General features: G+C 41.5%; 19 protein-coding genes. 13 read left to right on the top strand and 6 right to left on the bottom strand.

The features are described from left to right. Positions 1-139: 139 nt before the first annotated feature. The 4 genes from HOP08_10450 to rfbA are packed head-to-tail and all read left to right on the top strand — an operon-like array spanning position 140 to position 4,351. The gene (locus tag HOP08_10450) at positions 140-1,450 is read left to right on the top strand and encodes a UDP-glucose/GDP-mannose dehydrogenase family protein (protein ID NOT75340.1); all 1,311 of its coding nucleotides are present in this window, start codon (positions 140-142) and stop codon (positions 1,448-1,450) included. Next, the gene (locus HOP08_10445) at positions 1,443-2,432 is read left to right on the top strand and encodes an SDR family oxidoreductase (GenBank protein NOT75339.1); all 990 of its coding nucleotides are present in this window, start codon (positions 1,443-1,445) and stop codon (positions 2,430-2,432) included. Before HOP08_10450 ends, HOP08_10445 begins: the two co-directional genes overlap by 8 nt. Beyond that, positions 2,429-3,484 carry a dTDP-glucose 4,6-dehydratase gene (gene rfbB / locus HOP08_10440; protein NOT75338.1) on the top strand — a complete coding sequence of 352 codons (1,056 nt, stop codon included), beginning with the start codon at positions 2,429-2,431 and terminating at the stop codon, positions 3,482-3,484. Before HOP08_10445 ends, rfbB begins: the two co-directional genes overlap by 4 nt. A 3-nt stretch (positions 3,485-3,487) precedes the next feature. Next, positions 3,488-4,351: a glucose-1-phosphate thymidylyltransferase RfbA gene (rfbA, locus tag HOP08_10435; GenBank protein ID NOT75337.1), complete on the top strand. Its 864-nt coding sequence runs from the start codon at positions 3,488-3,490 to the stop codon at positions 4,349-4,351. On the opposite strand, the gene HOP08_10430 is transcribed toward rfbA, so the two are convergent. Next, positions 4,352-5,344: a M28 family peptidase gene (locus HOP08_10430; GenBank protein NOT75336.1), complete on the bottom strand. Its 993-nt coding sequence runs from the start codon at positions 5,342-5,344 to the stop codon at positions 4,352-4,354. 133 nt (positions 5,345-5,477) lie between these two features. Here HOP08_10430 and HOP08_10425 point away from each other — a divergent pair, with 133 nt between their 5' ends. Genes HOP08_10425 through infB form a run of 3 tightly spaced genes read left to right on the top strand, consistent with a single transcriptional unit; the run spans position 5,478 to position 9,972 of the window. After that, positions 5,478-5,942: a hypothetical protein gene (locus HOP08_10425; protein ID NOT75335.1), complete on the top strand. Its 465-nt coding sequence runs from the start codon at positions 5,478-5,480 to the stop codon at positions 5,940-5,942. Positions 5,943-5,948: 6 nt separating this feature from the next. Beyond that, positions 5,949-7,196, top strand: coding sequence for a transcription termination/antitermination protein NusA (gene nusA / locus HOP08_10420; protein NOT75334.1), 1,248 nt, complete (start codon positions 5,949-5,951; stop codon positions 7,194-7,196). 49 nt (positions 7,197-7,245) lie between these two features. Continuing rightward, a complete protein-coding gene (gene infB, locus HOP08_10415; GenBank protein ID NOT75333.1) occupies positions 7,246-9,972 on the top strand; it encodes a translation initiation factor IF-2 in 2,727 nt (908 codons plus the stop codon). Between the two features lie 92 nt (positions 9,973-10,064). Here infB and HOP08_10410 read toward each other — a convergent pair whose 3' ends face one another. Further along, complete coding sequence (locus HOP08_10410) at positions 10,065-10,643, bottom strand: LemA family protein (protein ID NOT75332.1); 579 nt, start codon at positions 10,641-10,643, stop codon at positions 10,065-10,067. 171 nt (positions 10,644-10,814) lie between these two features. Beyond that, a complete protein-coding gene (locus tag HOP08_10405) occupies positions 10,815-11,990 on the bottom strand; it encodes a class I SAM-dependent rRNA methyltransferase (protein ID NOT75331.1) in 1,176 nt (391 codons plus the stop codon). 88 nt (positions 11,991-12,078) lie between these two features. Between HOP08_10405 and HOP08_10400 the strand changes: the two genes are divergently transcribed. From HOP08_10400 to HOP08_10380, 5 genes are all read left to right on the top strand, one after another. Next, positions 12,079-12,663, top strand: coding sequence for a toxin-antitoxin system YwqK family antitoxin (locus HOP08_10400; GenBank protein ID NOT75330.1), 585 nt, complete (start codon positions 12,079-12,081; stop codon positions 12,661-12,663). A 163-nt stretch (positions 12,664-12,826) separates the two neighbouring features. Then, positions 12,827-14,323: a PDZ domain-containing protein gene (locus HOP08_10395; protein ID NOT75329.1), complete on the top strand. Its 1,497-nt coding sequence runs from the start codon at positions 12,827-12,829 to the stop codon at positions 14,321-14,323. 12 nt (positions 14,324-14,335) lie between these two features. Next, positions 14,336-14,509: a hypothetical protein gene (locus HOP08_10390; GenBank protein NOT75328.1), complete on the top strand. Its 174-nt coding sequence runs from the start codon at positions 14,336-14,338 to the stop codon at positions 14,507-14,509. A gap of 106 nt (positions 14,510-14,615) precedes the next feature. After that, positions 14,616-15,833 carry a 4-hydroxy-3-methylbut-2-enyl diphosphate reductase gene (locus HOP08_10385; GenBank protein NOT75327.1) on the top strand — a complete coding sequence of 406 codons (1,218 nt, stop codon included), beginning with the start codon at positions 14,616-14,618 and terminating at the stop codon, positions 15,831-15,833. Positions 15,834-15,841: 8 nt separating this feature from the next. Continuing rightward, entirely contained in the window at positions 15,842-17,917 is a 2,076-nt protein-coding gene (locus HOP08_10380) for a TonB-dependent receptor plug domain-containing protein (protein NOT75326.1), read from the top strand. A 58-nt stretch (positions 17,918-17,975) separates the two neighbouring features. Here HOP08_10380 and HOP08_10375 read toward each other — a convergent pair whose 3' ends face one another. From HOP08_10375 to HOP08_10365, 3 genes are all read right to left on the bottom strand, one after another. Further along, positions 17,976-21,383 (bottom strand): amidohydrolase family protein, encoded by a 3,408-nt coding sequence (locus HOP08_10375; GenBank protein NOT75325.1) that lies wholly within the window; start codon positions 21,381-21,383, stop codon positions 17,976-17,978. 168 nt (positions 21,384-21,551) lie between these two features. Next, on the bottom strand, positions 21,552-21,938 hold the full coding sequence (locus HOP08_10370; GenBank protein NOT75324.1) for a hypothetical protein: 387 nt from the start codon (positions 21,936-21,938) through the stop codon (positions 21,552-21,554). Next, complete coding sequence (locus tag HOP08_10365) at positions 21,935-22,513, bottom strand: sigma-70 family RNA polymerase sigma factor (GenBank protein NOT75323.1); 579 nt, start codon at positions 22,511-22,513, stop codon at positions 21,935-21,937. The genes HOP08_10370 and HOP08_10365 overlap by 4 nt, the downstream gene beginning before the upstream one ends. A gap of 204 nt (positions 22,514-22,717) precedes the next feature. Between HOP08_10365 and HOP08_10360 the strand changes: the two genes are divergently transcribed. Then, positions 22,718-23,065, top strand: coding sequence for a hypothetical protein (locus tag HOP08_10360; GenBank protein NOT75322.1), 348 nt, complete (start codon positions 22,718-22,720; stop codon positions 23,063-23,065). Positions 23,066-23,069: the final 4 nt, after the last annotated feature.

Below are 23,069 nucleotides of genomic sequence, written 5' to 3'. Positions count from 1 at the left end.
TTTCTTATTTAGGTTTCAAAAGTACAGCAACTTCAACAATCAGCCAAACGACTGTTAGTTTGCTTGCTTTATTTCGTCCAGAATGCGCAGATTCTCATGCTCAAAGCCCTATTTTTGCCCCCTCTAAAAAAGTTTAATCATGAAAATATCAGTCGTTGGGACAGGTTATGTCGGTTTGGTAACGGGAACCTGTTTTGCAGAGACTGGCAATACGGTGACTTGTGTCGATATCGATGCGGAGAAGATTTCAAAGCTTTCAGCGGGAACCATCACCATTTACGAGCCTGGCCTTGACGTTCTTTTTGAGCGAAATATTAAACAGGGACGACTATCGTTTACCACGAACTTAAAAGAAGGTATAAAGGATGCTCAGATTATCTTTTTAGCATTACCTACACCTCCGGGAGAAGATGGATCTGCAGACTTGAAATATGTCCTGGGTGTAGCGGGTCAGTTGGGCGAGCTTTTACAATCGTACACAGTCATCATTGACAAGAGTACGGTACCTGTTGGCACAGCAGAGAAAGTTACAGAGAAGATAAAAGCAAAAGCGAAGGTTGATTTCGATGTGGTTTCCAATCCTGAATTCTTGCGTGAAGGTGTGGCAGTTGATGACTTTATGAAACCAGACCGTGTGGTGATCGGAACATCTTCTGATCGCGCAAAGAAAATTATGGAGACGTTATATGCACCTTTTGTTCGTCAGGGTAATCCAATCATCTTCATGGATGAGCGTTCTGCAGAATTGACAAAGTATGCGGCGAACTCTTTTCTTGCTACTAAGATCACCTTCATGAATGAAATCGCGAATCTTTGCGAAAAACTTGGAGCCGATGTGGATGCAGTCCGTAAAGGTGTAGGTACTGATAGTAGAATTGGTAAAAGATTTTTATTTCCTGGAATTGGATATGGCGGCAGTTGTTTTCCAAAGGATGTATGGGCACTGGCAAAAGCTTCAGAAGATAATGATTATGACTTCAAGATTCTGAAATCCGTGATGGCTGTTAACGCAGATCAGAAAACCAAGCTCATTCCTCATATCAAAAAACATTTTGGAAGCTTAAAAGGAAAAGTGATTGCTTTCTGGGGTCTATCGTTTAAGCCACATACTGATGATATCCGCGAAGCTCCGTCATTATACAACATTGATGAGCTTCTTTCAGAGGGAGCTATTATCCGGGCACATGATCCTGAATCAATGGATAATGTGAAAAAAATATTGGGCGATAAGATCAGCTATCACACAACTCCTTATGAAGCTGCAACCGGAGCGGATGCAATCTTTATTGCAACAGAATGGCCTGAGTTCAGAACACCGGACTTTGCAAAGCTGATCTCCATTATGAAAAGCAAGGTTATCTTTGATGGCCGTAATCTTTATGAACTAAAGGATATGCAGGATCAGGGATTCACGTATATCAGCATCGGACGAAAAACTATACATGCCTAAACAAAAAGTTTTAATTACTGGAGGTGCAGGCTTCCTCGGCTCTCATCTTTGTGACAGGTTCATCAAAGAAGGCTATCATGTGATTGCTATGGATAACCTGATAACAGGTGAGCTGAAGAACATTCAGCATCTATTTCATCTGGAAAATTTTGAGTTTCATCATCACGATGTTTCAAAATTTGTCCATGTCCCTGGTGATCTTGCCTACATTCTTCACTTTGCCTCCCCCGCCAGCCCGATTGATTATTTAAAGATTCCCATTCAAACGCTCAAGGTAAGTTCGTTAGGAACTCATAATCTTCTTGGACTGGCCCGTGCCAAAAAATCAAGAATTCTTGTAGCCTCCACTTCCGAAGTTTATGGAGATCCTATCGTTCACCCTCAGGTGGAAGAATATTATGGAAATGTGAATCCAGTGGGTCCAAGGGGAGTTTATGATGAGGCAAAAAGGTTTCAGGAAGCTATTACGATGGCTTATCACACGTATCATCAGGTTGAAACCAGGATCATACGGATATTCAATACATACGGTCCGCGCATGCGCCTGAATGATGGCCGCGTGCTCCCAGCTTTTATAGGGCAAGCGTTGCGTGGAGAAGATTTGACTGTCTTTGGTGATGGTTTGCAAACGCGTTCGTTTTGTTACGTGGATGATCTGGTGGAAGGTATTTACAGACTACTCATGTCGGATTATGCGTTGCCAGTAAATGTTGGAAACCCCGACGAGATAACAATCCTTGATTTTGCCAAGGAGGTAATCAAATTAACAGGTACATCACAAAAAATTATTTACAAAGGTTTCCCTAAAGATGATCCTAAGCAACGTCAGCCGGACATTACAAAAGCAAAACAGCTTCTTGGATGGGAGCCGAAAGTTTCCAGAGCTGAAGGTTTAAAAATCACGTACGATTATTTTAAAACATTGTCACAGGAAGATCTATACCAACGTGACCATAAGAATTTTGAAGCATACACACGATGAGTAAAAAAATATTAATCACAGGAGGAGCCGGTTTTATCGGATCTCATGTCGTCAGACTTTTTGTTAAGAAGCATCCTGATTACTCAATTGTTAATCTTGACAAACTTACTTATGCTGGTAATCTTGAAAATCTCCGGGAGGTGGAAAGCGAGAAGAATTACCGGTTCGTTAAAGGAGACATTGTGGATTATGAATTCCTCAAAGAACTGTTTATCAAGGAGCAATTTGATGGCGTTATCCACCTTGCTGCAGAATCACATGTTGATCGCTCCCTTGAAAATCCTGCCGAATTCGCAGTAACGAACATCGTTGGCACACTCAATCTATTGCAGGCATGCCGGGTAAGCTGGAAGGATAATTTCGCAAACAAATTATTCTATCACATCTCAACAGATGAGGTGTATGGTTCACTGGATAATGGTGGATACTTTACAGAGGAAACTCCTGTTGATCCACGTTCTCCCTATTCAGCATCAAAGACTGGCAGCGATCATTTCGTCAGCGCTTTTCATAGCAGCTTTGGATTGCCGGTAATTATCAGTCGCTGTTCCAATAATTATGGCCCGAATCATTTTCCTGAAAAGCTTATTCCATTGATGATCTTCAACATCATTAATAGCAAGCCGCTTCCGGTTTATGGAAAAGGTGAAAACGTCCGCGACTGGCTTTATGTTGAAGATCACGCAAGTGCTATTCATACTATTTTCGAAAAGGGGAAAGTAGGAGAAGTTTATAACATTGGTGGTAATAACGAATGGAAGAACATTGATCTTGTCATGCTGCTTTGTCAGATCATGGATAAAAAACTTAAGCGCGAAGCTGGCACCTCAGAAAAGCTAATCACCTACGTAAAAGACAGAGCCGGTCACGATCTGAGATATGCTATTGACTCTTCCAAGCTTCAACGCGAGTTGGGTTGGAAACCATCTATAGATTTCCCAACAGGTCTGGAAAAAACAGTTGACTGGTTCCTCAACAACCGTGAGTGGCTAGACAATGTAACATCTGGCGCTTACCGCGAGTATTATAAAAGCATGTACCATAACCGATAGAACATGAAAGGAATTATTCTTGCCGGAGGGTCAGGCACCCGCTTACATCCGCTTACGCTGGTCATGAGCAAACAACTTATGCCTCTGTATGACAAGCCAATGGTTTATTATCCATTGTCTATCCTGATGATGGCTGGCATCCGCGAAATCCTTATCATCTCCACTCCTTTTGATCTTCCATTTTTTAAACGCTTGCTGGGTGATGGCAAACAAATTGGTTGTGAGATCTCCTACGCTGAGCAACCAACTCCTGATGGTCTTGCTCAGGCGTTCATCATCGGCGAAAAATTTATCGGCAAAGAAAAAGTTGCCTTAGTGCTGGGTGACAATGTTTTTTACGGCTCAGGACTTATTGAATTACTTCGTGAGAATACTAATCCTGATGGAGGAGTTGTATTTGCATATCATGTGCATGACCCTGAGAGATATGGTGTTGTTGAATTTGATGAGAACAAGAAAGCAATCTCTATTGAAGAAAAGCCAAAGAATCCAAAGTCGAATTTTGCAGTACCAGGTCTTTATTTCTATGACAATGAAGTGGTGGCGATTGCAAAAGCTTTGAAACCAAGTCCACGAGGAGAACTTGAGATAACAGATGTCAATAATGTCTATCTGAAAAGAGGAAAACTTCGCGTTGGAACAATGAGTCGTGGCACAGCATGGCTTGATACGGGAACATTTGACTCACTGATGCAGGCCGGAAACTTTATTCAGGTGATTGAGCAGCGTCAGGGATTGAAGATAGGATGTATTGAAGAGATCGCTTATCGAATGAAGTTCATTGATGCCGAACAATTGTTAAAGCTTGCAAAGCCTCTCGAAAAAAGTGGATACGGTGTCTATCTCAAAAGTATTCTTGAGCAATAACTATTGTCCTTCGTAATAGATCACATTCATCAACACATTGCCGACGGCGCCAAGTGTTTCTTTACTGATCACTGACATGTTATCTTTTTGAGTGTGGTGGTAATCGCCAAACGATCCGGATGACGGATCATACGGAATAATATCAATCATTGGAATTTTCGCGAGCTCGTTTACATAAACGTGATCATCGGTGATGCTTCCATTCTTTTGTCTTACAAATAAGGATCCATGACCAAGACGCGCAGCAGTGTTCCAGACTTTATCAACAATCTTTGGCGCATACTCCATTGAGTATCCCTCCTGAAAAAAATGCGTTCCCTGCGCTCCCACCATATCAAGAAGAATACCATAGTAAGCAGTATAGTTCGGCTTGTGTTTATGTTTCCCCCAATATTGTGAGCCAAGGCACCACCAGGAATTCAATCCCTGCGGAGGTTGAATTCTGCCGGAAGCATTTTCTTTTTCACCCCAGTCTTCACCATCAAATAAGATAATATCAATACCCGTATCGGGTGCAGAATTTTGAGATAAGGTGCGAGCTACTTCCAGCAACACGGCTACTCCACTAGCACCATCATTGGCGCCATCAAATTTTGCATCCGGTTTATCCTTGTCTTTATCGGAGAAAGGTCGGGTATCCCAATGCGCTGCCAATAAAATTCTCTTCTGCTTCTCCGGATAAAAACTTGCTATGATATTTCTGAGAAAGAGTTTTTTACCATCGAAAGAATTTGATTCAAACTCCTGAGTAATGACAGAAGCTCCATAGTTTTTGAGAGTCGTTGTCAGATAATCGCCAGTGGTTTTGTGTGCTGGTGAGTTGGGGATTCTGGGCCCGAATTTTACCTGCTTCTCGGTAAACCAAAATGCAGAATCCGCATTGAAAATAGGCACCTTGATAAGGCGCTGTGGTGTTTCTTCTACTGGCTTCTCCTTTTTACCGCAGGAGGCTAAAAATCCAATCAGAAGGATGAGAAAAACTGGCCTGATCATGAAATGAAATGTGGCTTAAACGGCCAAAGAACACAATAATTTGCGATAAAAAATAAAAAGGCATACCTTTGTCATACTTCTGAGGAAAAAGTCAAAGAGGGGACCCAAAAGTCCCCTCTTTCTTTATAGAAAAATGGACATTAAGGCAAAATTGACAGAGTTGGTGGAGGCGAGCCTACAGGATCCAGGGCTGTTTTTAGTGGAAATTGTGGCTTCTAACCGAAATTTCTCTAAAATCTCGATAATCATTGACGGCGACAAGGGTGTTACGATCGATGATTGTACCCGGATCAGCAGAGTAGTTTCTGAAAAACTTGACGAGATAAATTTTGAGGCGGAAAGCTATACGCTGGAAGTATCTACTCCAGGATTGGATCATCCGCTGAAGTTGAAGAGACAGTACCAGAAGAATATCGGACGTGGGTTTAAGATTCACCGAAAAGACAAGAGTATTATCCAGGGAAAATTGATCCACGCCGACGACGACAAGATCGTATTAGCAGAAGAAGTTAAAGAGGGAAAAATCATCGTTGAAAAAGAGATGATCCTACCCTATGAAGAAATAGAAAGAGCATTTGTAATGGTTTCGTTTAAATAATCTAAGATGGACATATCAAATTTAATTGAGTCGTTTGCCGACTTCGCCAAGCAAAAAAACATCGACCGGCCTACCATGATCCGGATCCTGGAAGATGTATTTCGCACTATGATCAAAAAGAAGTATGTCAATGATGACAACTTTGATATTATCATTAACGCGGATAAAGGTGACTTGGAAATCTACCGCATTCGTGAGATCGTCGACGACGACTCGGAAGATATCTGGGAACATGACAAAATCAGCTTGTCAGAAGCTCAAAAGATTGAACCTGATTTCGAAGTGGGAGAAGAAGTTTCTGAGCCAATTGAAATTGAGCACTTCGGTCGTCGCGCAGTAACTACTGCACGTCAAACGCTTATGCAAAAAGTCAAAGACCTGGAAAAAGACATTCTTTTCCAGAAATACAAGGAGATTGTCGGTGAGATCATCACTGGAGAAGTATATCAGGTTTTGAGCCGTGAGGTATTATTAACGGATGCAGAAGGAAATGAAATTTCAATTCCCCGCAACGAACAAATTCCTAAGGATCGTTACCGTAAGGGAGAAAATGTAAGAGCGATTGTTCACAAAGTTGAAATGGTGAATGGCAATCCAAAGATTGTTCTTTCAAGAACATCTCCTGTGTTATTGGAGCGCTTGTTTGAACAGGAAGTTCCTGAAGTTTATGATGGTTTGATCACTATCAAGAAAGCTGTTCGTGAGCCAGGAGAGCGCGCAAAGGTTGCCGTTGAATCATATGATGATCGTATTGATCCGGTTGGAGCTTGCGTAGGTATGAAGGGATCACGTATTCACGCTATCGTTCGTGAATTGCAAAATGAAAACATCGACGTAATCAACTATACTGAAAATCTTGAGTTGTTTATTCAGCGTGCCCTGAGTCCGGCGAAAATTGTAAATCTTAAAATTGATAAGGACACTAACCGTGTTTCTGTTTATCTGAAACCTGATCAGGTATCCTTAGCGATTGGTAAAGGCGGGCTTAATATCAAATTAGCAAGCCGCTTAGTAGGTATGGAGATTGATGTCTTCCGTGAACTTGGTGAACAAACCGCCGGTGAAGAAGATGTGGATCTTGACGAATTCTCAGACGAAATTGAAAGCTGGGTTATCGATCAGCTTAAGCAGATCGGACTTGATACCGCAAAGAGTGTATTGGCTCTTAACAAGGAAGAATTAGTTCGCAGAACTGACCTTGAAGAGGAGACAGTAGAAAATGTTGTGGCTGTTTTGAGCAAGGAATTTGAATAAATTCATATAATAATCACATTAATAAGAAAAAACATAGTCAACTTTGAGCATGGCAGAAGAAAAAATGATAAGGCTGGGGCAAGCGTCTAGAAAACTCAATGTGGGTCACAACACCATATTGGATTTCTTGGCGAAGAAAGGCTTCACCGTAGAAAACAATCCGAACACAAAACTCTCACCGGAACAGTTTGCCATGCTGTCGAAGGAGTTTGCTGCGTCTGCTTCAGAAAAAATTGAAGCATCAGGACTTACTATTGGTACAAAGCATGCTGAGAATCTGACCATTCAACCAGAACCTGTTCGTAAGAAAACAGAGGAGGATGATAACATCATGATCAAGAACCTTGGCTCGAAAGAGATCAAGGCAAAGGAAGAAGCAAAGCAGCCTGAAAAAGTCGAGCGTGAAACCGCGAAGCTTGAAGGTATTAAAGTACTAGGCAAGATTGACCTTGAAAAGAAAAAGAAGGAAGAGCCTAAAGAAACAAAAGAAGTAAAACCTAAGGCTGTTAAAGAGCCGAAAGAAGTAAAAGAAACCAAGCCAGTAAAAGAGGTTAAAGAAGAGGCTCCAAAGAAAGAGGAAGTCGTTACTCCAGTTGTTGAAGCTCCTCCTGAATTAGAGTTGATCAAAGCTAAAGCTGAAAAGCTTCAGGGCTTAAACGTGTTGGGCAAAATTGAACTTCCTGCTGAGAAGAAATCCAATCCGCAGCAAGACAAACAACAACAGGACGACAGAAAGAAGAGACCTCGCAAGAGAATTCCTTCTGCCAATGAAGGCGGAAACAAGGGAGCTCCAAGAACGGGTAATGCACCTGCGACCGGAACGCCTGCAACCGGAAATCCAAGACGTGCTCCTTTGCATGCCCAAAAGGGAGAACCTTCTGAAAAAGAAATTCAGGATCAAATCAGGGCCACACTTGCTAAGCTAAGTGGTGGTCAGAAGAAATTCTCCGGAGCAAAGTACCGCAAGGAAAAACGCCAGGCGGTTTCAGATGCACAGGAGGAAAAGTTGCTTCAGGAACAGGAAGCTTCAAAGATTCTTCGCGTTTCAGAATTCATTTCTGCAAACGATCTGGCATCAATGATGAACGTTTCTGTTAATGAGGTCATCTCAACGTGCATGGGACTTGGAATGTTTGTGTCTATCAACCAAAGATTGGACGCAGAAGCTATTACCGTCATTGCGGATGAGTTTGGATATGAAGTTCAGTTCATCTCTTCAGAAGAAGAAACAGTAGACGAAGAAGTTGAAGACGACGAAGAAGATATGAAGCCTCGTGCTCCAATCGTTACCATTATGGGTCACGTCGATCATGGTAAGACTTCTCTCCTCGATTATATCAGAAATACAAAAGTTGTTGCTTCTGAAGCTGGTGGTATCACTCAGCACATCGGAGCCTATGATGTAACAACGAAGAGCGGTAAGCAGATTGCATTCCTTGATACTCCGGGTCACGAAGCATTTACTGCGATGCGTGCACGCGGTGCCAAGCTTACGGACATTGCTATCATTGTGGTAGCAGCAGACGACGATGTAATGCCGCAAACAAAAGAAGCTATCAATCACGCGCAGGTTGCGGGTGTACCAATCGTCATTGCTATTAATAAAATTGACAAGCCTACAGCGAATCCTGATAAGGTACGTGAGTCGCTTTCAAAAAATAATATCCTTGTTGAAGAATGGGGAGGAAAATATCAAAGCCAGGAAATTTCTGCCAAGACAGGAAAGGGAATTGATGACTTGCTGGAGAAAGTTCTCCTTGAGTCAGAAATGCTTAACCTGAAAGCAAACCCTGATCGTTTAGCGATTGGTTCTATCATTGAAGCATCTCTTGACAAAGGTCGCGGTTATGTATCAACTCTTATGGTGCAGAGCGGAACACTTCGTGTTGGGGATATTATGGTTGCTGGTTCTAACTACGGGCGTGTAAAAGCGATGTACGATGATACCGGCGCAAGAATTAAAGAAGCAGGTCCATCTTCACCAGTTCAGGTACTTGGATTGGATGGAGCTCCTCAGGCGGGTGAGAAATTTGCTGTTTACGAAACAGATCGTGAAGCAAGAGAAGTTGCAACCAAGCGTGCACAGCTAGTACGTGAGCAAAGCATTCGTACCAAGAAACACATTACGTTGGATGAAATCGGAAGACGTATTGCAATTGGTTCATTCAAGCAGTTGAATGTGATTGTGAAGGGTGACGTGGACGGATCTGTTGAAGCGCTTTCTGATTCATTGTTGAAACTTTCCACACCAAAGATCCAGATTGGAATTATCCATAAGGGTGTTGGTCAGATTTCAGAATCTGATGTATTGCTGGCATCAGCATCTGATGCGGTCATCGTCGGGTTCCAGGTAAGACCATCTACTTCTGCGAGAAGACTTGCTGATGGAGAAGAGATTGAAATTCGCTTGTACTCTATCATTTACGATGCCATCAACGATGTAAAGAGCGCGATGGAAGGTATGCTGGAGAAGGAGATGGAGGAGGTTATTGTTGGTAATGCTGAGGTTCGTGAAGTCTTCAAGATTACCAAGTTCGGTACGGTAGCGGGTTGTATGATCACGGATGGTTCTGTCAAGCGTGCCAACCCGATTCGTCTTATCCGTGATGGTATTGTTGTTTACGCAGGTAAGCTCAGTACATTGAAACGATTCAAGGACGATGTAAGTGAAGTGCGCACAGGTTTTGATTGCGGTATGGGCATTGAGAACTTCAATGACATGCAGATAGGTGATGTGATCGAAAGCTATGAGAACCGCGAGGTGAAGAAAAACTAAGATTGCTTTAACTCACAGGAATAAAAAAAGCCTGATCGATTTTCGGTCAGGCTTTTTTATTTAAGGAAGACGATTCAGATCGTCTGAATATTTTAGAATTTCACTTCAGGTGCTTTTTCAGATCCTGCAGCAGATTCAAACCCTTTCTTTACGGCAAACTCTTCGCCATCACCAAACCAGCTCAAAGCTTTGCGTTTGAAATATCCTCTTACGTAAGTGTTGTATCCTTTTATAGACTCGTTGTAACGCTCGCGCGCAACGTTGATCCTGTTTTCAGTTCCTTCTAATTGAGCCTGCAAATCAGAAAAGTTTTCTGTTGAACGAATTTGAGGATATGCTTCAAATGCAAGATTGATTGCTGTATTAATCTGCTTACCTGCACGATCCAATTCTTCAGGAGTTGTCGCACTAACAATACCGGCACGAGCCTGAGTTACCTGAACTAAAATAGATTTTTCGTTTTCAGCTGCGCCCTTAACAGTCGCTACCAAACTTGGAATTAAATCTGCTCTCCTCTGATAAGTTGCCTGCACATCACCCCATTTCTGATTTACATCTTCCTGGGTTGCGACTGCACTGTCATACACTCCTGTTCCCCACATGAAGAATCCTCCAAAAACTACGATCAGTGATCCTACAATGATCAGGGTGGTAATTAGTCCTTTACTCATAATTGTTGTTTGTAATTAAGTTTTAAAGTTAACCATTCGGAAAATAACCCCGAATCGGGCTGCATCTATACCATCAAAAAGGCGTCCAGGTAGGTTTTCAAGGCCAAAATCGCTTTTGACCTGACTAAATTTCATTCAAAATGGCAGTATTGTCAGTTTTGAAGGGTAGTGCTAGTTAACATACAAAACCAACCCTTTCAGATAGTCACCCTCGGGATGAAACATTGAGATCGGATGATCCGCTGGTTGTGACAGTTGATGGAGTACTTTGACTTCACGTCCTGATTGAATTGCTGAAGAAACAACTGTATCATAGAACAATTGTCTGTCTACCACCTGTGAGCATGAAAAGGTAAAAATAATCCCGCCCGGTTTTATCACCCGCATTGCCTCTGCATTAAGCCGTTGGTATCCTTTCATTGCCTGGTGGCGTGCGTCTTTATGTTTCGCGAAAGCGGGAGGATCCAGAATGATAAAGTCATAAACATCTTTTTTATCTTTTAAGAATTCAAAAGTGTCTTCCGCTACACTAAGATGCTTGCTTGAATCGTATCCATTGAGCTCAAGATTCTTTTTAGTGAGATTTATTGCTTTTTCAGACGCATCAACAGAATGAACAAGTTCTGCTCCCCCTGCCAGAGCATAGACAGAAAATCCTCCGGTATAACAGAAGGTATTTAACACTTTCTTTCCCTTAGCCATTTCGCCTACCATCATTCTGTTCTCTCTTTGATCAAGAAAAAAACCAGTCTTTTGACCCTCTTCCCAGTCGACATAAAACTTGTTTCCATGTTCGAGTACAACGTGAGGCACAGGACTCATTCCATGCAGGTATTCTTTGTCTGTCTTTCCCGGTAGAGTACTTTGACTTTTATAATAAACTGCGTTGATACTATCAGGAAGAACTTCTTTTATTGATTCAGTGATCAACTGACGATCATTGTGCATACCTGCGCTGTGCGCCTGCAGAACAGCAACACCATTATAGATGTCTACTATCAGTCCGGACAATCCGTCTCCTTCACCGTGAATCAAGCGATAGCAATTTGTCTGATCGCTGATAACATTTGTATTGATTCTCTGATCAACTGCCTTGCGTATTTTTTCTGAATAAATCTTTTGCGATGGCGGTTGATCAGAAAAGCTAAGCAGTCTTACTGTAATGGTTCCCTTCTGATAGTGGCCAAAGCCAAGAGTTTTTTTAAATCCATCTTTTACCTCCACCCAATCACCATCTTCGGGTTTGCCCTCCATTGAATGAATAGCGCCAGAAAAAATCCAGGGATGAAATCTTTTTGCGGAGGCTTCCCGGCCTTTTTTTAGAATAATCTGTCCCTGAATTTTCATTTCTTCTATTAAATTGTATGCCGTTATTTCAGCAATTTATAATAATATGGTCATCTATCCCGGTCGCATTTTCTTAGCCCCCAGCAACATGAAAAAAACACTTTTGTTTTGCCTGATCCTTTCTCTGTATGGTTGCGGAAAAGATCAATCTGATCAGAAAAATTCCAACGACTCTGAAGAGATTGAATCCGTTTCTTCAGAATTAAAACCTTCCAAAGATTCTGAGCTTCAATATACCGAAGAGAAAAACGGCAATGGCATCGTAATCAGCAGTGGGTATCTTAAGGATGGGAAGAAAGAAAGTTCATGGGCAACGTATTCTACAGGTCAGACTCATCTGTTAAAGACATTGACGAACTATGTCAATGATAAAAAAGAGGGGCTTTATCTTGAGTTTAATGATGGCAACCAATTGATAAAGAAATGCACGTACCGGAATGATGTCCGTCATGGCGAATACCGGGAATACCATTACTCTAACCTGAAAGAAGAGCGCTTCTATCAAAACGGAAAGCAGGAAGGAACCACAAAGGTATATTACGAAACCGGCAAGCTGATGGAAGAAGGTGTTTACAAAAACGGATTGCGGGAGGGTATATCAAAGTGGTATGACGAGCAGGGGAATCTTACCATTGAGTATGAATACAGAAATGGCCAATTGGTCAAAAAATAGGCCTGTCTGTCAAAAAAACAGAACCAAATTCGATTCATACTCGTATTTACAGCAGTCTGCAAAATTGTCAGAAAGGAGAAGTTGACCGGTGGGGAAGGCAGTGAAAAATCAAATTGGCATATTTTTTAATATCTGTTTTACATAATATTAAACACAAAGAAAGATTATGAAGCGTTTTGGATCTCTCATCTTGGCAGCTGTTTTAGGCAGCACCATTACACTGGTTAGTGTCCAGTGGTTTAACACAAACAATAAGGAAGGCGTCAGAATAGAACACGTTACAGGCATACCTTCATCTCAGGTTGCTTATACGGTAAATGAAAATGGTGAAACGGTTCCATTGGATTTCACCGGAGTTGCCGAAAAAGTAACTCAGGCCGTAGTTCACATTAAATCTACTTCCAGTGCACAAGCCAGTTCACGGGAACAGGATTCACAAGATCCTTTTCAATACTTTTTTAATCCACGTCAGCAGCAACGTGGTCCAAGTCAAAGTTCGGGAAGCGGCGTGATCATCAATGCTGATGGATACATTGTAACCAACAATCATGTTGTTGCGGGAGCGGATGCTCTTGAAGTGACTTTGTCGGATGATCGTACTTATAAAGCTGAAGTGATTGGCACCGATACTGATACAGATCTCGCTGTTCTGAAAATCAATCAGAAGGAATTGCCTTTTCTGTCTTTTGTTAATTCGGATCAATCAAAAGTCGGAGAATGGGTATTAGCGGTAGGAAATCCTTTTAATCTTAATTCTACTGTAACAGCCGGCATCATCAGTGCGAAAGGAAGAAACATCAACATCATTAATAGCACTATGGATCAAAGAGGTTCAAGAACTGCAATAGAATCTTTTATTCAAACCGATGCCGCTATTAATCCAGGTAACAGTGGCGGGGCTCTAGTGAATCTCCAGGGAGGCCTTCTTGGGATCAATACAGCCATTGCAAGCCCGACAGGATCATATTCCGGATATGGTTTCGCAGTACCGTCCAACATTGTGAGCAAGATCGTTGAAGATCTCTTATCATATGGTGTCGTTCAGAGAGGTTGGCTTGGTATTCAGGTTCAGGATGTCAAAACTTTGGAAGATAAAGCCAGCATTGCCGTAAATGATGGGGCGTACGTAAATGGCTTTGGAGAACTGGAAAGTATGAGCGCTGCTAAGGAAGCGGGTATCCAGAAGGGGGATGTAATTATCATGCTGGATCAGACGAAAATCAGAACAAGTTCAGGATTAATTGAATATATTGGTCTTAAACATCCCGGTGACAAAGTGGTTGTAACCGTTAATCGCGATGGAAAAGAAAAGATCTTTACCATAACATTAAAAAATCGTGAAGGAAAGCTTGGCACAATCAAGCGTGTAGAGAAAGATGCTGTAGCTTCGTTGGGTGTGAAGTTCGAAGATGTTGATAATAAGATTTTGAAGGGGCTTGAACTTTCCAGTGGTGTAAAAGTGAAGTTGGAAGAAGGAAAAGTTTCACGTTATACAGACATGAAAGATGGATTTATCGTTACTCATATCAACGATAAAACGGTAAAAAATGCTAAAGAAGTAAATGACTTTCTAAAGAGTAAAAAGGCTGGTGACCTGATCACCTTCTCGGGGATATATGAGAACTACCCACGGGAGTATATCTATGCAGTACGAATCTAATCCCATATAAGAATGAGGAGATTGTTTAAAAAAGGCGAACGTGTTCGCAGCAAGATTGACGGAACAGTGATGGAAGTGCTTAAGTACTTCAAAAAGAATCTGGTAGAAGTAAAGTCTTTTGATATCAACTCAAAAGAAGTTCATACCAACAAGGTGAAAGAAGACAAGCTGTCAAAAGCAGCCTGAACCATACTAAACGACAGGCGGAAAGCTCTTTTTCGTCTGTCGTTTTTCTTTATCGACACCTGCCGACAAACCACTAACTTTACGGTTAGTTGTTAAGCATCTTTTTATCAAAAAATTCGAAATCCCATCTTATTACCGATCGTCCATTACAGGTCGCATCAAAGAATTCCGGAGGTCAAAAGATCTGAGAAAGCAAGACTTTACTCCCACAATTCTGGATTTCGGACCGGTTCGATTTATTATTGCCAGGCACTTCGGCTTTTGCTACGGAGTTGAAAATGCAATTGAGATCAGCTATCGTGCTTTAGAGGAAAATCCTGATAAAAAAGTATTTCTCCTAAGTCAGATGATCCACAACCAGGAAGTCAACAGTGATCTTCAGGAACGTGGAATCAAGTTTATCATGGATACGGACGGTTCTCAGTTCATCCCCTGGAAAGAGATCAGCAAGGAAGATATTGTCATCATTCCCGCGTTTGGAACAACACTCGAAATTGAAAAGATCCTTAGCGACATTGGCGTTGAAGTTCAAAAATATAATACTACATGCCCCTTTGTTGAGAAGGTGTGGAATCGTGCAGAGAAACTCGGAAAGGAATCACACACGATCATTATTCACGGCAAGCCCAATCACGAAGAGACGAGAGCAACATTTTCTCATAGTGCAGTGAATGGTCATTCCATTATTGTTCGTGATATGGAGGATGCGATTAACCTTGGTAATTACATCATTGGAAGCAAATCGCGCGCAGAGTTCTTTGAAGATTTCCGGGGCAAGCATTCTGATGGATTCGATCCGGATGTCAACCTGAAAAAGGTAGGTGTTGTCAATCAAACAACAATGCTTGCAACAGAGACACAGGCAATTGCTGATTTCTTCCGTCAAACCATGATTCAGAAATATGGTGAATCAGCTGTTAAGGAACATTTCGCCGATACACGGGATACTCTTTGCTACGCCACCAATGACAATCAGGACGCGACCTACGAGCTTCTGAAGAACGATGCGGATTTTGCAATTGTTGTCGGTGGTTACAACAGCTCCAACACGTCGCATATTGTGGAATTGTGTGAAAGGAAATTCCAGACTTTCTTTATCAATTCAGATGATGAGTTAAAGTCGGGTGAAGAAATCCACCATTTTAATTATCACACAAAAGAAAAAGTAGTCACACATAAATTTATTCCTGACCGCATTCCTGTAACCATAGTTCTTACCAGTGGCGCCTCCTGTCCTGATACGATCGTCGACAGAGTAATGCTCAAGCTCGCAGGATATTTTGCAGATGTGAAAGAAGTAGAGGATGTGATAAAGGGATATTAGCAATTCTGATGTCACGCTATCTGATTTTCTTCCTGTCCCTGATAGTCATTAATCTTTCTGCGCAGGAAGTTTTAACTAAACCAGATACCATTCGAAAACTGGATGAGGTTGTCGTTCATGGCTATGCTTCAGACAGAAACATTCAGGAAGTACCTGCCGCCATTGGCATCATTAAAGATCAGGATCTTAATCGCTTTAGTCCCGTCTCAATTCTTCCAGCCGTTAATATGATCCCTGGTGTAAGAATGGAAGAGCGTTCACCGGGAAGCTATCGGTTTTCAATTCGCGGAAGTTCTCTTCGATCTCCGTTTGGCGTTAGAAACGTTAAATTCTACTGGAATGGTCTGCCACTGACTGATGGAGGAGGAAATACTTATCTCAATCTTTTTGATTTCAGTTCAATAGGAAGCATAGAAATTATTAAAGGTCCTGGTGCCAGTTTATATGGTGCTGGTACCGGAGGTGTTGTTCTATTGACGTCACCAAAAGATGCCGGATTATCCTATTCTTTAACCGGAGGCAGCTATGGACTTTTTCACATTCAGGCAGGTGGCTCGCTTGTTTCGACCGAAAAATTTCAAATGAATATGCGATTGAGCTATCAGCAATCAGATGGTTACAGACAGCAAACCAAAATGAATCGCCTTGTAGCTCAATTTGATTTTAAAAATAGTTTCAGTCCCCGAAGTTTTCTATCCGGCACTATTCTTTCCTCCCAACTATTCTATGAGACACCTGGAGGTTTAACGCAAGCCCAATACGATACAGATCCTCAACAGGCCCGGCCATCAACATCACCTGCATCTCCTGGGGCTGTTATTCAAAAAGCATCCATCAGCAACAACACAATATATTCGGGATTATCATTCGAACATGAGTGGAGTGATCAATGGTCTACGCAAATCGGAGCGTTCAGTTCCTTCACTGACTTTACAAATCCCGCCATCAGAAATTATGAAATACGGAGGGAGGAAAATTGGGGAGGGCGTACAAACACTAAATTCATTTTTGATATCGCATCTGCAAATGGCAGACTTAATTTCGGGGCAGAGTATCAGCATTTCTTCTCGCCGATTACTGATTATGATAATCTATCCGGAAATCGTGGCAATGTTCAGACAGACGACAAGCTTCGCTCTGAATTGGTTATTGGATTCACTCAGATTGACCTTGATTTACCAGCAAATTTTTATCTCACTCTCGGGACAAGCATCAATTTTATCAAGTATCAATTCGAACGCATTGCTCCATTACCTTCTTCCTTTCAGGAAAGAAATTTTGATCCGGTAATTTCTCCACGGGTCGCATTGTTAAAAAAGCTTTCAGAAAGTACTTCTATCTACGGAAGTGTAAGTAGTGGATTCTCTCCTCCCACTCTGGCAGAAGTAAGACCATCCACTGCAACATTTAATTCAGGATTAAATTCTGAAAGAGGAGTCAGCTATGAGATTGGGGTGAAGACAAAAGTAATGGATGCCTTTGATGCCTCTTTTACACTCTACGATTTCATTCTCGATGAGACGATTGTTATTCAAAGTGATGCAACGGGTGCTGATTTTTTTATAAACGCGGGAAAAACAGATCAAAAAGGTGCCGAAATTTTTCTCAGCTGGAGTAAGCAGTTTGACAAAGTACAACACAATACATTCATTAATAATATTCGGTTATACACAAGTCTATCATATAATCATTATAGATTCAATAACTACATCACCTCCGGAAATGATTTCTCGGGGAATGCATTAACAGGCGTTGCCCCTTACATTGTAACTTTTGGATCTGATATCATTTTCAAAAAGAATTTCTATCTGAATATCACCAGCCATTATGTTGATCGTATCCCTTTGAACGACGCAAACACGGATTACGCTTCACAATATTTTTTGCTTGGCGCAAAGTTTGGATACAAGCTTACCGGAAAACTTCCTCTTGAATTCTTTTTGGGAATTGAAAATGCTCTGGATGAACGATATAGTCTGGGCAATGATTTGAATGCTGTCGGTGGCCGTTACTTCAACGCTTCTTCTAGAAGAAATTATTTTGGAGGAATTGCTCTTCGTTTAAAATCACAAAAGTCCGAGTAAAAAAATCGTCATTGCCTGGCTCGCACCAAACAATGACGACTGATGAGTTTCTATTTAATTACTTAATCCCAGGAAGATTCACAGGACTCGCCTGCTCATTACCAAATGATGGTGCTTTGTGTGGATTAGGGTAAACCTCGTCCAGTGTTGCTCCATCGAATAGCCTTCCATTCTTCATAACTTTATTAACAGAATTTGTATTCCTGATATTCTCTAATGGATTCTTATCCAGGATTACCAGGTCTGCCAGTTTACCGGACTCAATGCTTCCAATGTCACCGTCAAGACCAAGAGCCCTTGCTCCATGGATGGTTGCAACCTTCAGAGCATTGTGTGTGCTCATACCACCAGAAGCAATGTTCCAAACTTCCCAATGATATCCCAATCCCTGAAGCTGCCCATGAGATCCGACACCTGCATTTCCGCCGGCTTTAACCAATTCATTTACAAATCGAGCATGATCCTGAAACACGTGCTCTTCTGTCATAAACCATGAACCTCTTCTGCGTGATTTCTGATCGAGTTCTGACTTTGGCGTGAAGTAATTCAATTTTGGATCACCATTAACATTTTCCGTTGAGTAGTAAAAATTCTCAGCCCATGGTCCTCCGTATGAAACCAAAAGTGTTGGTGTGTACGTCATTTTAGATTGGGCAAGTGAAGTTGTAAGGTCCTTATACAAAGGATAGATCGGTAAAGAATGTTCATGACCGGAATATCCATCGATCAGATTGGTCATGTTAAGTTTGAAATCCAATCCACCTTCTGTTGTAGGCATAAGCTTTTGCTCTTTCGCGGCCTGAATGATCCATTGACGATGCTGGCGATTACCAGTTAAGTACATTTTTATCGTCTTCGTATTATAATATTCTGAATACTGTTTAAGGATATCTTTCGCCTGATCAAGATCTTTCAGATTATATGCCCAGTATCCCACGCCTGGTCCGGTGCTATAGACACGCGGTCCAATGATCTGACCTGTCTCTACCATATCACTGTAGGTTAATACATCAGTAGTTGCAGTTTGTGGATCACGGGTTGCGGTTACGCCATAAGCAAGGTTAGCAGCATAAATCCAAACCTGATTCTTATGAATTCCCCATGCTGGCCACATGTGAGAGTGAGTGTCGATAAATCCGGGAACGATCGTTTTGCCAGCCATGTCCATCTGAACAGAACCATCAACTGAAATCGAGCCTGCTGCTCCAACTTGCTTAATGCGCGCATTTTCAATCAGGATATCTCCTTTCTCGATAATCTCATCACCTTTCATCGTAATGATGCGGGCATTCTGCAGCAAAAGTTTTCCGTTGGGTATATCCTTTTGAACTGTAACCTTGATGCGAACTTCTCCGGGCTTGTAGCCTTCGTCTTTCTTCTCATCTTTTTTAGGTTCATCTTTTTTATCACCGCTTTTTACCTCCTCCTTTTTCTTTTCATCTTCTTCTTTTTTCTTTTCCTCTTCAGCTTTCTTTTTCTTCAACTCCAGCTCTTTAGCTTTTGCTTCTTCAAGGTTGTATGTGAAGAATGCATTGCCCAATGAGTAATAAACAATCTTTGCGTTATCACTCCAGCTAGGGAATTCTCCGCCCAACTTCGTCAGCTTCGTTGATGGAAACGCTGCCTTGTCTGCCTCAGCAACAGAGATCTTTGGAACTTCTCCGCCTGTTTTGGGAATCGTTACGACATAGATCTCATTATGTATCTGAGCAAAAGCCTTGTCTCCTTCCGGCGCCATTTTAATGATGTCAGCATTCAGAGGTTCTCTCTGCGGTTCTGTTGCTGATTCTACAAGCATACAGTTGTTCTCTCCGATGATAGAGCCGTAAGTCATAATTCCGGTAATCTTGGCAAGTTGTTTTTCATCGGTACCATCCCATCGAATAGAGATCAATCCTTTTTGGCCACTGTATAAGTAAATCCGATCATCTGATTTCACAAAATGAGGATTGCTTCTGCCTTTTGCACGAGCAATCACATTAACACTCCCTCCGTCTCCGCTTATCCACGCAATCTCTTCCTGACTTGCAAAGGTGACAGGATCTGCATCTTCCTTGAAATTGAAAGAGGTTCCCTGCAGGAACACGATCTTATTTCCTTTATACGTCCAGGCAGGATCTGAATACAATGCAGCCGTTGAAGTTAATTTCTGTGGCTTGGCTCCTTTTAGTTTGAAATTTATTTTATAAAGATGGCCGCCGTTACCTTCCCATGAAGCCCACAATAACTGTGATCCATCTGGACTCCAGGAAGGTTGTGCTTCTGTAAAATCAAAATTCGTCACACGCTTTGGTGTTCCGTTAGCAACATCCATTGTATACAATCTATTCAATGCTGTGAATGCAATTTGTTTTCCATCAGGAGAAACAACAGGGTTTCTTATCTGCGTTACAACCATATCCTTGTCGTCCTTGATAGGATATTTGAACTCTACCAATGGTCCCAGGAGCATTTCTGTTTCCATTTCAAATGGAATGTTAATAGAAGGTCCGCCGGCTACTGGTATTCTGTAGAATTTACCACCATACGATGCTACTAACTCTTTACTGTCAGGTGTGAATGACATGGCAGGCAAAACTCCGAGAGGAGCAATTGATTCCTGTTCATCTCTTTGAACCGGATAAGCGAGCCACTTTTCATCACCAGATTTCAAATCACGAAGAAGCAATCCTGTTTGATCATTGTAACGTGATCCATAGACAAGATACTTTCCATCTGGTGAAAGTGTTGGAGCAAAAGCCGACCCGTATCGTGTTGTTTTTGTTTCAATCTCACCATTCTCACGATCATATACAGCAATCTGATATTGTGGAAGCTGTGCATTATAATTCCATGCGCCGATTCTTTGTGAATACCATATGTAGCGATTGTCTGGTCCGAAAGCTGGTTCAACTGTTTTAAGATTGTCAGGTTTACTGATCAGTTGTACACCGGAGCCTCCGTCTTTATGATACATCCAGAGTTTAAAATTTCGTGTGCCGCGTGATCCGATAATGTAAGTTCCATCCGGAGTCCACTCTGCAGATTGGTAATGTTCTGTTGCACCCTTTGTTATTTGAAGAGAATCTTTCTTATCAATTGAAAACCACCAGATGTTTTCACCACCGCTTCGATCAGAAATGAAAAGAAGTTTCGTTCCATCCGGACTGAACTTTGGCTGAGAATCGAATGCCATTCCTTTTGTAAACTGAGTAGGCTTACCTCCGGCGATTGGCATTGTAAAGATGTCTCCAAGAAAATCAAAGGCGATTGTTTTCCCATCAGGACTTACGTCAAGTGACATCCAGGTTCCTTCATTGGACTTGATTGAAACTTTGCGGGCTACCTCCAGCGGAAGGTCTTTCTTCTTCTTTGGTTTCTCCTTTTTGGTGGTGTCTGGCTTATCTTCTTTTTTCGGCTCTTGTGCAAAAGCCAAATGAGTGACGAGAATGAGCGTCACGCAAAACAGGTGGTAAATTTTCTTCATGGTTAGTTGGGATTGTTACAAAGTAAACTGATTTTCCCAGACGACCGTTTGGAATATTACACGTTCGGCAAATAGATCAAAGACCTTATCTAAAAGTTGGAATGCGTGACCCTTTCGATTGCATATGGCAATGAAAGTGATGTCTTTTTATTTGAAAGGCGATACCCGTCAGGAAGTGTGGAGCGGTCTGATAAGTTTTTTATCAATCCAATGAAGCACAAGGATAAATACAATCCCAAAAGCGAACAGTCCTGCATATCCCGATAAGAATCGGAATGCACCGAAGTTCAATTTGAAATCTGTAAGTACAATTGAAATGATGGCTGCAATAACAAATGAAAGAACTCCCATGACTATCCAAAAAGAGTCCTTTGAGTCTTCTTTTTTAACTTCAATTTTTGCGATGACCTTATCTGCAAAATTATAAGACAAGTTAAAATCAGGCTCTTTTTTTAAAGCATCGAAAACAATCTTATAGGAATGCATATCGATCTCAGATCCGGATTTGCCGGATCTCTCAAATTCATTCTGCAATTCTTCTTCTGCGCTGTTCATAACATTTCTTCCTTGCCAAGATACTTTTTTACTTTCTCTTTCACCAATGCCCGTGCCCTGAAAAGATAATTTTTCACAGTTCCTTCTGGCATACCTGTAGCTATTCCAATTTCCGGATAACTCATGTCTTCAAGATGATACAATGTGAGCACTGCTTTGTATTGAGTTGGCAGCTGATCAATGAATTGCATCACAAGAGCATCCATATTTTTATCTTCAAGCATCTCCTGAGGATTGTCATCCGAAATAAAATGCTTGGTAAAGCTCTCCTCATCTGGAATATCATTTACCAGAATTTTCTTTTTTCTCAAGTGATTAATTGAATGGTTATATGCTATTGTAGCAATCCATGTCGACAATTTTGACTGAAAATTGAATTCCCCAAGCTTATCATAAACCTTCAGAAATACATCCTGACAAAGCTCCTCACGATCCTCTGCATTGTTGATTAGTCTGCCAACCATATGACCCACTAATCTCTCATGTTGTCGTATCAGGGTCCTTAAAGCATGCGTATCGCCTTGCAATACCCGCTTTACTAAGGCCTGATCATCTGTCATTTTGAGGTTAGACACGGGTTTGGACAGGAAGGTTGCTGAAAAATAAGGGATTTTCTAGCGGAACGTTTAAAAATAAAGAGAGGTTGCCGAGCATGCATTTAAGCTTCTCTTAAGAGTTAAATCCATCCTGGGAAAGATTTATCAAATTCTCCTGCAACATTTCATCTGTTCATCCTGTCTCACGCTCCAGAAACAAAAAAGAAACTAAAATTCATAGCCATGGACAGTAATTTAAGAGAAGTTCTAATGCCAGTTGCCATCTTCAGTGGGCTTGGCGGTTCCGTCTATTTCTTCGTTAAAGTGATGACTGATTATATTCTGAAAAAGAAGATGATCGAAAAAGGTTTTGTCAACGAAGACACTCAGGCAATTTTCAAACAGGTTGGAGATGACAACAAATACAGTTCTCTGAAATGGGGTTTAATTGTATTCTTTGGTGGTCTTTCATTGATCATTATGGAGTTCATCTCGGTAAATCCCGAATCACCTCTTCCTTATGGGTTGTTTGCTGTATCTGTTTCATTAGGTTTCCTTATCTATTATTTCCTGGTAAAGAAATCCTCCTGATTAC

This window comes from Cyclobacteriaceae bacterium (assembly GCA_013141055.1).
Taxonomy (GTDB): Bacteria; Bacteroidota; Bacteroidia; order Cytophagales; family Cyclobacteriaceae; genus ELB16-189.
Note: the sequence above shows the minus strand (reverse complement) of the source record. Positions and strands in the feature narration are given on the sequence as shown.

What these genes read in the sequence shown, in the direction of transcription:
- HOP08_10445 (NOT75339.1), top strand. Translation starts at nt 1,443, where the DNA reads ATGCCTAAACAAAAAGTTTTAATTACTGGAGGTGCAGGCTTCCTCGGC.
- HOP08_10425 (NOT75335.1), top strand. Translation starts at nt 5,478, where the DNA reads ATGGACATTAAGGCAAAATTGACAGAGTTGGTGGAGGCGAGCCTACAG.
- HOP08_10375 (NOT75325.1), bottom strand. Translation starts at nt 21,383, where the DNA reads ATGAAGAAAATTTACCACCTGTTTTGCGTGACGCTCATTCTCGTCACT.
- HOP08_10430 (NOT75336.1), bottom strand. Translation starts at nt 5,344, where the DNA reads ATGATCAGGCCAGTTTTTCTCATCCTTCTGATTGGATTTTTAGCCTCC.
- HOP08_10380 (NOT75326.1), top strand. Translation starts at nt 15,842, where the DNA reads ATGTCACGCTATCTGATTTTCTTCCTGTCCCTGATAGTCATTAATCTT.
- HOP08_10450 (NOT75340.1), top strand. Translation starts at nt 140, where the DNA reads ATGAAAATATCAGTCGTTGGGACAGGTTATGTCGGTTTGGTAACGGGA.
- HOP08_10360 (NOT75322.1), top strand. Translation starts at nt 22,718, where the DNA reads ATGGACAGTAATTTAAGAGAAGTTCTAATGCCAGTTGCCATCTTCAGT.
- HOP08_10410 (NOT75332.1), bottom strand. Translation starts at nt 10,643, where the DNA reads ATGAGTAAAGGACTAATTACCACCCTGATCATTGTAGGATCACTGATC.
- HOP08_10390 (NOT75328.1), top strand. Translation starts at nt 14,336, where the DNA reads ATGAGGAGATTGTTTAAAAAAGGCGAACGTGTTCGCAGCAAGATTGAC.
- rfbA (NOT75337.1), top strand. Translation starts at nt 3,488, where the DNA reads ATGAAAGGAATTATTCTTGCCGGAGGGTCAGGCACCCGCTTACATCCG.
- HOP08_10370 (NOT75324.1), bottom strand. Translation starts at nt 21,938, where the DNA reads ATGAACAGCGCAGAAGAAGAATTGCAGAATGAATTTGAGAGATCCGGC.
- rfbB (NOT75338.1), top strand. Translation starts at nt 2,429, where the DNA reads ATGAGTAAAAAAATATTAATCACAGGAGGAGCCGGTTTTATCGGATCT.
- HOP08_10405 (NOT75331.1), bottom strand. Translation starts at nt 11,990, where the DNA reads ATGAAAATTCAGGGACAGATTATTCTAAAAAAAGGCCGGGAAGCCTCC.
- nusA (NOT75334.1), top strand. Translation starts at nt 5,949, where the DNA reads ATGGACATATCAAATTTAATTGAGTCGTTTGCCGACTTCGCCAAGCAA.
- infB (NOT75333.1), top strand. Translation starts at nt 7,246, where the DNA reads ATGGCAGAAGAAAAAATGATAAGGCTGGGGCAAGCGTCTAGAAAACTC.
- HOP08_10400 (NOT75330.1), top strand. Translation starts at nt 12,079, where the DNA reads ATGAAAAAAACACTTTTGTTTTGCCTGATCCTTTCTCTGTATGGTTGC.